Below are 8,557 nucleotides of genomic sequence, written 5' to 3'. Positions count from 1 at the left end.
GCAGCATCGTTGCCGCGTGGCGCCGCGAGGGCCTACGGATTGCCGTTGTGCCAACCATGGGCGCCCTGCATGAGGGAATGAAGCCAGCCACAGAACGCAATGAAAGTAGCATTCGAGCCCCCTCCATACGTCTCTCAAAGCGACGCGCGCATTACGCGCGTGATAGATACAATGGCCACCGCCCAAAACTTCCAGTAGTATGATCGATTGGCCGCTTAAGGCGCTTTGGTGATGGATGAACAGGTATTTCCACCAGATCGGTTCAGTTTTGGCTTTGAAGCAGCCATCGAAAATTACTTCGGCTCGGCACTTGTAATGCCCTGATCCTGCCACTCTCCACAGGCAAGTGCGCGAAGGAGAAATCTCCAACTAAACGTGTTCACGAACAGAAAGGGCTCGCCCAATGAGCAGGGTGGCGCACGCGGACGCGGATTCAGTTTCGTCGGCGACCTTTGCTCCGCTGGAGAACCCCACCTTTCGTGCGATATGGCTTGCCGCACAGGTGTCCAGCTTAGGCTGGCTGATGCAGACCGTTGCGATCAGCTGGCTGATGGCAACCATCTCCACCTCTGACGTGATGGTCGCTCTGGTGCAGACTTCCACGACGCTGCCTGTATTCATCCTGTCGATCTTCGCCGGGGCCATCGCCGACAATTTCAGCCGTCGCAATGTGATGGCGCTCGGCTGGTGCCTGATTGCGTTGTCATCGACGATGCTCACTGCTCTCGTGGGGCTCGGCTTTTACAATCCGTGGATGATCCTCGCCTTCAGCTGCCTGGCCGGTTGCGGTGCCGCTTTTACCGACCCCGCCTGGCACGCCTCGGTCGGCGACATCCTGCGAAAACGCGAAGTTCCGGCCGCGGTCACGCTGATCTCGGTCGGGTACAATGCCGTGCGAAGCATCGGTCCCGCGCTCGGCGGCATCGTCGTTGCCTCGTTCGGACCACTGACGGCTTTCGCCGTGGCGACGCTGACCTATCTGGCGATGCTGTGGGCCATTGGGCGCTGCAGATGGAATGGCCGCTCTTCGCCTCTTCCGCGGGAGCCCTTGACCACGGCCATTCATGACGGTGCGCGCTTCACGGCGCTGTCGTCAGAGATCAAGGCGGCAATCGCGCGCGGAACGCTTTTCGGCCTGACGAGCATCTCGATACTGGCGCTCTTGCCCCTGGTTGCCCGCGATCAGCTGGGAGGAGGTCCAATTGCTTATGGCATCCTGATGGCCGGGTTTGGGGCGGGCGCCTTGTGCGCCGGCATCTCCAACAACGTTCTTCGACGGTCGCTGTCGCAAGAGCGGCTGACGACACTGGCGTGCATCTCCTGCGCGGCGTGCTGCCTGGCGCTTGCATTCACGCCCTCGCTGGCGGTGGCGGCTATTGCCTTGGCGTTCGGCGGTGCTGGCTGGGTCGTCACCTGGACGGGGCTTGACGTCAGCGTGCAATTGTCGAGCCCACGCTGGGTCGTTGGTCGCGCGCTGTCGATCTACTCTGCCCTATCATCGGGTGGCATCGCGGCCGGCAGCTGGCTGTGGGGCATGGTGGCCGAGAACTATTCGCTCACGTTGGCGCTCGAAAGCTCCGCTGGCGCTCTCCTATTGGTTGCCGCCACCGGTTTCCTGCTGCCAATCCGTCAATGGAAAGAAACCGACCAGGATCCTTTTGGGTTTGAGGCGCCGCAGCTCGCGCTGGACCTGAAGTTAAGAAGCGGCCCCATCGTCGTCAAGATCGAGTACTCGATACCGGAGGCGAATATCGAAGCCTTCCTGGACCTGATGCGGGAACGCCGCCGGGTGCAAAGCGGCGTCGGCGCCCGGCACTGGAACCTGCAGCGCGATCTGCAGGAGCCGTTGTATTGGACAGAGACATTCCGCACCCCGACCTGGATGGACTACCTTCGCCTCAACCATCGCCTCACAGCGGCGGACAAGGAGCTGGATCAGCGGCTTCTCGAATTGCATGTGGGAGAGGTTCCACCTCGCACCAGGCTTTCGATTGAGCGTCCAACCGGAGCAAATCGCAGGCGCCATGAATCGACTGGCTTCTTTTTACGGCGTTGATCTCATCGACGCCTCCGAGAGAGGTGACTGATGGTCGAGCACTGGATTCCGGGCCTGGAGGCAACTGGCGGAGGCGCCGCGCGCGACATGGCTTCGCGCGTTTCGGACTGGTATTTCACCAACGGCAACACACCGGCCGAGATCACCAAGCAGGTCGACGATATCCAGGCCAAGGCCAAATCCAACGATCATTCGGTCAAGGTCGGCGTCAACGCCTTCGCCATCGTGCGCGAGACCGAGGAAGAGGACGCCATCTTCCAGATCATCCAGGTGGCGGTCGACACCGGCATCGCGCAGGCGGCGATCGACGAGACTGTGAACTTCGTGCGGACCAAGAGCCGCGCCTGCACCGCCATCGCCGACCGTGCCGCGCCGGGCCTCACCGTGATCGACGACTGGTCGAGCTTCGGCCAGCGCACGACGCTGTCGGGCACCGTCATCATCGACAACGTGAAAGTGCCGAAGACGCATCTGGTGCCCGGCTTCAAAGGCTACGACAAGCCGACCGCCGACGGCGCGCTGCACGATCCGGTACGCTGGAAATACGCGATCCTCGGCAAATCCCGCTGCACGCCTGGAGCTGATCGCGCCGTTCCGTCGAGGCCGGTCGGCGTCGACCAAGTTTCGCCAAGCGGCGGCCCGCGTCATCAGCATCGCGGCGAGGAAACCGGCACGTACAGGACGACCGTAAGAGCGGCGCCGCCAAAGAGCCTGGTTCGAAGGGCGGAAAGATGCGGCCGCGCAGGCGCTGCTGGCAAAGGCCGGCCATGCGATCGACCGGGCCGTTGCCGAGCCGACCGCCGAGACGGTTGTGCATGCCCAGATCGTCACCGCGGAATCGAAAATCCTGTCGACCGAGATCGCCATCGCCGCCACGAACAAGCTCTTCGAGCTGGCGGGCACGCGCTCGACGCTTGCCGAGCACAATCTCGACCGGCATTGGCGCAATGCCCGCACCCAGCACCGTCAATATGACGCCGGTGCGGCGTGCCGAGATCGCGAAGAAAGCGGCTAAAGCTCGCTTGGTCGTTTCGAGAGGTACTTCAAGCGTGCTGCAGGTCCTGCCACGCGCCAATTCGAAGATCCGGAGAGCCCGAGCCAGGCTGGGATGTCTGCAGTCGCGGTGCTGAGTTGGTGATGTAGACAAAATAGCTTGAAAGCTTGCGCAAGGCTTCAATGCGGTGCCCCGCCGGCGAGCAAATATTTGAAGCCGTTCGTCGTCATCCACCGCGAGATGCGTCTTCCAGGCCCGGAAAGCGCGTGCAGAACGATCTTGGCAACTTCCCGCCAATCGGCGTCCTCGGCGGCTGCATCGAGTAGGCGAATGTAGGTTAGCAGACGCTCTTCGTCATAGCCGGTAAGGACCGGAGAAGTTGGCGCCTCGTCGGCGACATCTGGGTCGAGCAGCGGCTGGAGCATTTTCCTATCTAACGATCGTCGTTGGCGGGGAAAGGGCCAATGCGGCATCCCTTGCAGCCGAGCCGCAACTGCGACGTCTCTATGCCGTCGGGAATCCGATACGACTATTCGGATTCATCGCTTCGATAGAGGGATTCGTAGTCCCTGCCGCCGTAGAAGATATTGGTGACTTCGGCAGTATCTCCTACCCGGTAGGCGATGAGCGCCGTTCGTTCGAAGGGGACCGTGCGCAAACCTGGCTCCAGATCGTCGCGCGGGCGGCCGCCATTGGGAACATTACCGATCTTTCGGCACCGTGCCATGATCCGTTGCACAAATCCCGACGCCACCACGTCGCTCTGGCTGGCCTCGGCGATAATTCGGTAAATGTCCTGTAAGTCGGAAATGGCCTGTGGTCGGTAGGTGACCTTAACGCGCCGCATGGCGCGCGGCTTTGCTTTCGCTTTCCATGAAGCGTGTCATTTCCGCTTCGGCCTCGTCCGCAGTCAGGCTCGGCCGTGGATCCTCGATCGACGCCTTGATCCGTGCGCGGAGAACCGCATTGATCGCTTCCTCTTCGCGGTCGAGGGCGCGCAACGCCGCCCGCATGACTTCACTGGCGGATTCGTAGGCACCTGAGGCCAACCGCGCGTCAACGCTTTGCTGCTGCTTACCGAGGGACACGGTGATGGGTTTGCTTGTTCGCAAGATTGAGCCTCTCGTTCATTCCCCTTATAGCATGCGTTAATTACACTGTCATACACATTCCTGACAGTGCTACCCGGTTGGCGTCCCGGGCCGAATCGCACTGTTGGTTCAGGGTGACCTTGCCAGGAGCGCGGTTGCTTCACAGCTGCCTTGGCCTTCATAGCCTTCCCCCCGTTGCGTGGTCCATCTGGGTTCACGGTCGATCGGCTGGCGAGCGGTCAGTCATTGCTTTCCCGCTGATGGGCTGTCCGGAGTGAATGACTGGTTCGTTATGGCCGGCGCTGCCGGCTTGTCCCGTTCCTGCCCGCTCCTTCGCCGCGCTCCCGAGTTGGGGACAAGCCAGCCATAGGCGTCGACCTCCTTTGGAACCGTCCTCCGGGACAGAAACCATCAACCAAAGGAAAACACCATGAAAGACAATCGCTACACCAAGCCGAAGAAAACCGAGGCGAACGGCCCGACCTACCACGCCTACACGGTGCGGGAAGCCAAGGCAGAAGGCCAGAAAGGCTTCTGGACGCGCATAGGCGCCTTCTTCGCCCACGAAGACGGTGAAGGCGGCACCCTTCTCCTCGAGGCGCTGCCGATCGATGGCCGCATCGTCCTTCGCACCCCGAAAACCGACGAGTAGGAGGTGACCATGCAGCTCTTAACCAGAGACCTGCGGGAACAGCTGCTGGCGAATGGTCGCCAGCAGCAGCCTCTCCGCGGCACGACCGGCGAAATCGACTTCGTCCCCGTCGTCAAACTGTTCACGCCGGACGCTGGCGCGACTTGGCTCCTTACTGAAATCGACCCGGATGACCCGGATATCGCCTTTGGTTTATGTTGTGCTCAACATAATCCGAATTGGACGAACACGCTCCGCGGGAGAGCTTCTGCACGGAGGTCGTTGATCGGGCGGAGGCGAAGCATCCTGGCATGATTGGCCGGACGTAATCGGCCGGGTTCATAGGGGCTTGCTTCAGGCAAGGTGACGCTGCTGCCCACGCGCAGCGTCACCTCAATGCCAAGGAGCCCTTTAATGACCCCGCTTCGGTTACGCATGATAAACGACATGCAGGTCCGCAATCTGTCGCCGCATACGCAGGACTCGTATCTGCTGCAGGTTTCGCAGTTTGCCCGCCATTTCGCGAAGTCGCCGGCCTTGATTGGGCCGGAAGATGTCCGCACCTATCAGATCTATCTGACGAATGAGAAGAAGCTCGCGCCGAAAGTGGGTACACGTGGCCGTTTCGGCGCTGCGTTTCCTGTACCGCGTCACACTCGGTTTCGAATGGGATTACGATCTCATCATTCCGTGCCCCAGGGTGCTCAAGACACTCGCCGTAATCCCCAGCCCCGAAGAGGTGCTGCACTTCCTCGGCTGTGTGGAAAGCCTGAAGCATCAGACGATCCTGACGACATGCTACGCCGCCGGTCTGCGCATTTCCGAAGCGGTGCACCTGAGACCGGAGGCCATCGACCGACAGCGGATGGTGCTGCGCGTCGAGCAGGGCAAGGGGCAGAAGGACCGTTACGTCATGCTCTCGGCGCGGTTGCTTGAGACGCTGACCGACTATTGGCGTGCCGTCCGGCCGAAGACGTGGATGTTTCCCGGCGCCATCCCCAACGAACCGATATCGACCAACGCGGTGCAGAACGCCTGCGGCAAGGCGCACCGGCTGTCGGGCCTGGGCAAGGCCGTGACACCGCATTCGTTGCGGCACGCCTTTGCCTGCCACCTGCTTGAGGCCGGCACCGACCTTCGTACCATCCAGCTCCTGCTCGGCCATCGCAGCCTGTCGACGACCGCGCAATATCTGCGGATCGCAACCTGCGCGGCGACGAGTCCGCTGGAGCTGTTGCCACGGCCGTGCCGAAGGCGGCGCCACCGCTACCACCTGAACATTTCTGACGGCCGTCCCATGGGGCGATCTGGTCCGGAGGTGGCGGATGTATTCCGCCGCTATGGTGCTGATTGGCGTGAGCCGCACGGCGCGTCGCTGTCGACCGAACGGCGTGCAGCCATGACGGCCATCGAGCGCTGCCGCACGGCGGCGCTCGATGGCCATGTCGAACAATGCGACCGATGCGGTGAGCGGCGGATCGCCTACAACAGCTGCCGTTCGCGCAACTGCCCTAAATGCCAGTCCCTGGCGCGCGCGGATTGGATTGAAGCACGGCGCTCGGAGCTTCTCGACACGCAATACTTCCATGTCGTCTTCACCGTGCCCGACGAGATCGCAACGATCGCCTTCCAGAATCCCGCTACGGTCTACGACATCCTGTTCCGCGCGACCGCCGAGACGCTGCGCACCATCGCTGCGGATCCCCAGCATCTCGGTGCTCAGATCGGAATCTTCGCGGTGCTTCACACCTGGGGACAAAACCCCTCCAATAACCCCACCTCCACTGCGTCGTTCCGGGTGGCGGGCTGTCGCCGGACGGGAGCCGGTGGATAGAATGCCGTCCCCGCTTCTTCCTTCCGGTGGCTGTGCTCTCGCGGCTGTTTCGCCGGCTGTTCCTGGAAGACCTGCAGAAAGCCTTCACAGCCGGCAAGCTACGCTTCTTCTCGTCGCTGGCAGGGCTAAGCGACGCCGCTGCATTCCGGCGTCATCTGGATCGGGTGCGCCACATCAACTGGATGGTCTTCGCCAAGGCCCCCTTTGCCGGCGCCGAGCAGGTGCTGAACTATGTCGGACGCTACACGCACCGTGTAGCGATCGCCAACAGTCGCATCGTCGACATCGAAGATGGCAAGGTCCGTTTTCGGTGGAAAGACTATCGTGACGGCGATCGGCAAAAGGTGATGACGCTGGAGGCCGAGAGTTCATCCGGCGCTTCCTGGCCCACGTCCTGCCCGACGGGTTCAAACGCATTAGGGGCTAAGCCAGTCTTCCACGATCAAGCCCGCTGCCGGGGGGTTGGCAGCGGGCCGTTATGAAAACAGCGCAAGGGGGATTACGCTGCCTCCAATGCCGACATCGTTTCTGGGAGGAGTAGATGGTCGACAGCCCGAACATAGGGATCGCACAGCATATTGCAATGCGCGAAATCTGTCTGTGCGGGAAGCGTTGCTCCGGATCGCCCTTAGGCGTCCATATGTCGATGACAATTTCTCGTCGGAAAAGGCGTTTTTTCACTCAGAACGACCTTGGGCAGCACCCCCCGAAAAGCGCCCTGCGTGGCTGCCCTTTCCACAACAACGCGCGAACGCGCACGGTGCAAAATGCGCGACCGCTACTCGGAAGCCTGGGCCGATGGTTCACCGGGCTTGTTTGGGAAAGGCCTCACTGCTTCCCGATCATTTCGACGCTTGACTGTGCCTTGCATCGGGTCACGAAGGCCACACCTGGGGTGCGACGCGCAGCCATTACAAATGAAACCATTTTCGGATTGCCATCGTTAATCGGATCCCGATATCACATACCCGCGGTTCGGCCCGCTCTGTCCCATCAGGCGGTGCCCCCGGCGCGGATTGAGCAGACCGGGCTATCCTACGTGCTCGCTGAGGTTGAGAAGGCGATAGACGTGGAGCACGTCTCCAGTCGCCCTGAGGCGGCTTTCGACGTACCCCGCCATGCGCCTGCCTTGTGGTAGATCTGCGGGTAATCAGCGCCGCAGAAACATCCGGCGTATCACCGATCTCAACTGGCAAGTCCGGGCTCGGTGTCACGCTCCACTGACGGTGCGCGACCTGCATTATTGCATTGTCAGCGCATTCCGTCGACCTTTTCCCCAAACTCCCAGCGGCGCTCCGAAACGACCGTCGCGGATGTTCACGGGCCGCTTCTTTCTGTGCGGCCGCTGCCGTTCGCAGGTAACGATCTGCCGCAGCTGCGACCGGGGACAGCGCTACTGCGGGGAGGTCTGCGCCCGTGCTGCCCGCCGCGAGAGTGTGCGCGAGGCGGGGCGGCGTTATCAGCGCAGCCGCCGTGGACGCTTTTGCCCGGCAACCGCAGATCGGTCAACATCAGGGATAGGCGCGCGGCATCGACAGGATCATTGGGCCTCATGCCATGACCTCCCCGCGAGTGCCGATCAGCCTGTCGGTAATCGACCAGCTTGCCCAGATTGACGCTGACCTGCGGAACACTGGCCGGGTTCGGCGCAAAGCGGGCGCGCATGCCGTCAAGCGATGGCAGAGTTCCCACATTGAGGTCGCCCTGGATGGCGTGAGCGAGTGCGGCCTCGAGAGCCTCGACATTGCGCTCATGGGCCAGGCTCAGCAGTTCTACCGTCAGACGGCAGGCATCGCGCTCCGGCAGCGCCTCCATGGCGGCATGGTAGAGATTGCGATAGGCATCCCTTGGGAAGAGATGATCGCGATAGCTGAGTCTGGGCAAAGCTCCTGGCTTCTGGCGCAAGGAATGAATGACGTGACGATAGTTCACGACATGCTGGACAGGGGCC

General features: G+C 61.8%; 8 protein-coding genes and 4 pseudogenes. 8 read left to right on the top strand and 4 right to left on the bottom strand.

Annotation, left to right across the window (positions count from 1 at the left end; genetic code table 11):
• The first annotated feature begins 5 nt into the window (after positions 1-5).
• The 4 genes and pseudogenes from ACWGTO_RS32210 to ACWGTO_RS32195 all read left to right on the top strand — a co-directional run bounded on the left by ACWGTO_RS32210 (position 6) and on the right by ACWGTO_RS32195 (position 3,071).
• Positions 6-203, top strand: a complete 198-nt coding sequence (locus ACWGTO_RS32210; protein WP_454578772.1) for a pantoate--beta-alanine ligase — start codon at positions 6-8, stop codon at positions 201-203.
• A gap of 200 nt (positions 204-403) precedes the next feature.
• On the top strand, positions 404-2,056 hold the full coding sequence (locus tag ACWGTO_RS32205; RefSeq protein WP_454578770.1) for an MFS transporter: 1,653 nt from the start codon (positions 404-406) through the stop codon (positions 2,054-2,056).
• A gap of 75 nt (positions 2,057-2,131) precedes the next feature.
• Positions 2,132-2,578, top strand: a pseudogene (locus ACWGTO_RS32200) (LLM class flavin-dependent oxidoreductase); the annotation flags it as partial.
• 226 nt (positions 2,579-2,804) lie between these two features.
• Positions 2,805-3,071 carry a hypothetical protein gene (locus ACWGTO_RS32195; RefSeq protein WP_454578771.1) on the top strand — a complete coding sequence of 89 codons (267 nt, stop codon included), beginning with the start codon at positions 2,805-2,807 and terminating at the stop codon, positions 3,069-3,071.
• Positions 3,072-3,229: 158 nt separating this feature from the next.
• Here ACWGTO_RS32195 and ACWGTO_RS32190 read toward each other — a convergent pair whose 3' ends face one another.
• The 3 genes from ACWGTO_RS32190 to ACWGTO_RS32180 form a co-directional block, all read right to left on the bottom strand.
• The gene (locus tag ACWGTO_RS32190) at positions 3,230-3,475 is read right to left on the bottom strand and encodes a DUF2285 domain-containing protein (protein ID WP_454578769.1); all 246 of its coding nucleotides are present in this window, start codon (positions 3,473-3,475) and stop codon (positions 3,230-3,232) included.
• Positions 3,476-3,579: 104 nt separating this feature from the next.
• Positions 3,580-3,897: a type II toxin-antitoxin system RelE/ParE family toxin gene (locus ACWGTO_RS32185; RefSeq protein WP_454578768.1), complete on the bottom strand. Its 318-nt coding sequence runs from the start codon at positions 3,895-3,897 to the stop codon at positions 3,580-3,582.
• Positions 3,884-4,162, bottom strand: coding sequence for a type II toxin-antitoxin system ParD family antitoxin (locus ACWGTO_RS32180; protein ID WP_454578767.1), 279 nt, complete (start codon positions 4,160-4,162; stop codon positions 3,884-3,886). The genes ACWGTO_RS32185 and ACWGTO_RS32180 overlap by 14 nt, the downstream gene beginning before the upstream one ends.
• 409 nt (positions 4,163-4,571) lie before the next feature.
• Here ACWGTO_RS32180 and ACWGTO_RS32175 point away from each other — a divergent pair, with 409 nt between their 5' ends.
• The 4 genes and pseudogenes from ACWGTO_RS32175 to ACWGTO_RS32160 form a co-directional block, all read left to right on the top strand.
• On the top strand, positions 4,572-4,793 hold the full coding sequence (locus ACWGTO_RS32175; protein ID WP_454578766.1) for a hypothetical protein: 222 nt from the start codon (positions 4,572-4,574) through the stop codon (positions 4,791-4,793).
• Positions 4,794-4,802: 9 nt separating this feature from the next.
• Positions 4,803-5,087 (top strand): DUF2958 domain-containing protein, encoded by a 285-nt coding sequence (locus tag ACWGTO_RS32170; RefSeq protein ID WP_454578765.1) that lies wholly within the window; start codon positions 4,803-4,805, stop codon positions 5,085-5,087.
• 99 nt (positions 5,088-5,186) lie between these two features.
• Positions 5,187-6,059: pseudogene (locus ACWGTO_RS32165) on the top strand (site-specific integrase).
• Between the two features lie 10 nt (positions 6,060-6,069).
• Positions 6,070-7,027: pseudogene (locus tag ACWGTO_RS32160) on the top strand (IS91 family transposase); the annotation flags it as partial.
• Between the two features lie 1,129 nt (positions 7,028-8,156).
• Here ACWGTO_RS32160 and ACWGTO_RS32155 read toward each other — a convergent pair.
• Positions 8,157-8,557: pseudogene (locus ACWGTO_RS32155) on the bottom strand (IS21 family transposase); the annotation flags it as partial.

This window comes from Mesorhizobium sp. PL10 (assembly GCF_053714315.1).
The sequence above is the reverse complement of the archived record's forward strand: the minus strand, read 5'-3'. Positions and strand labels throughout refer to the sequence as shown.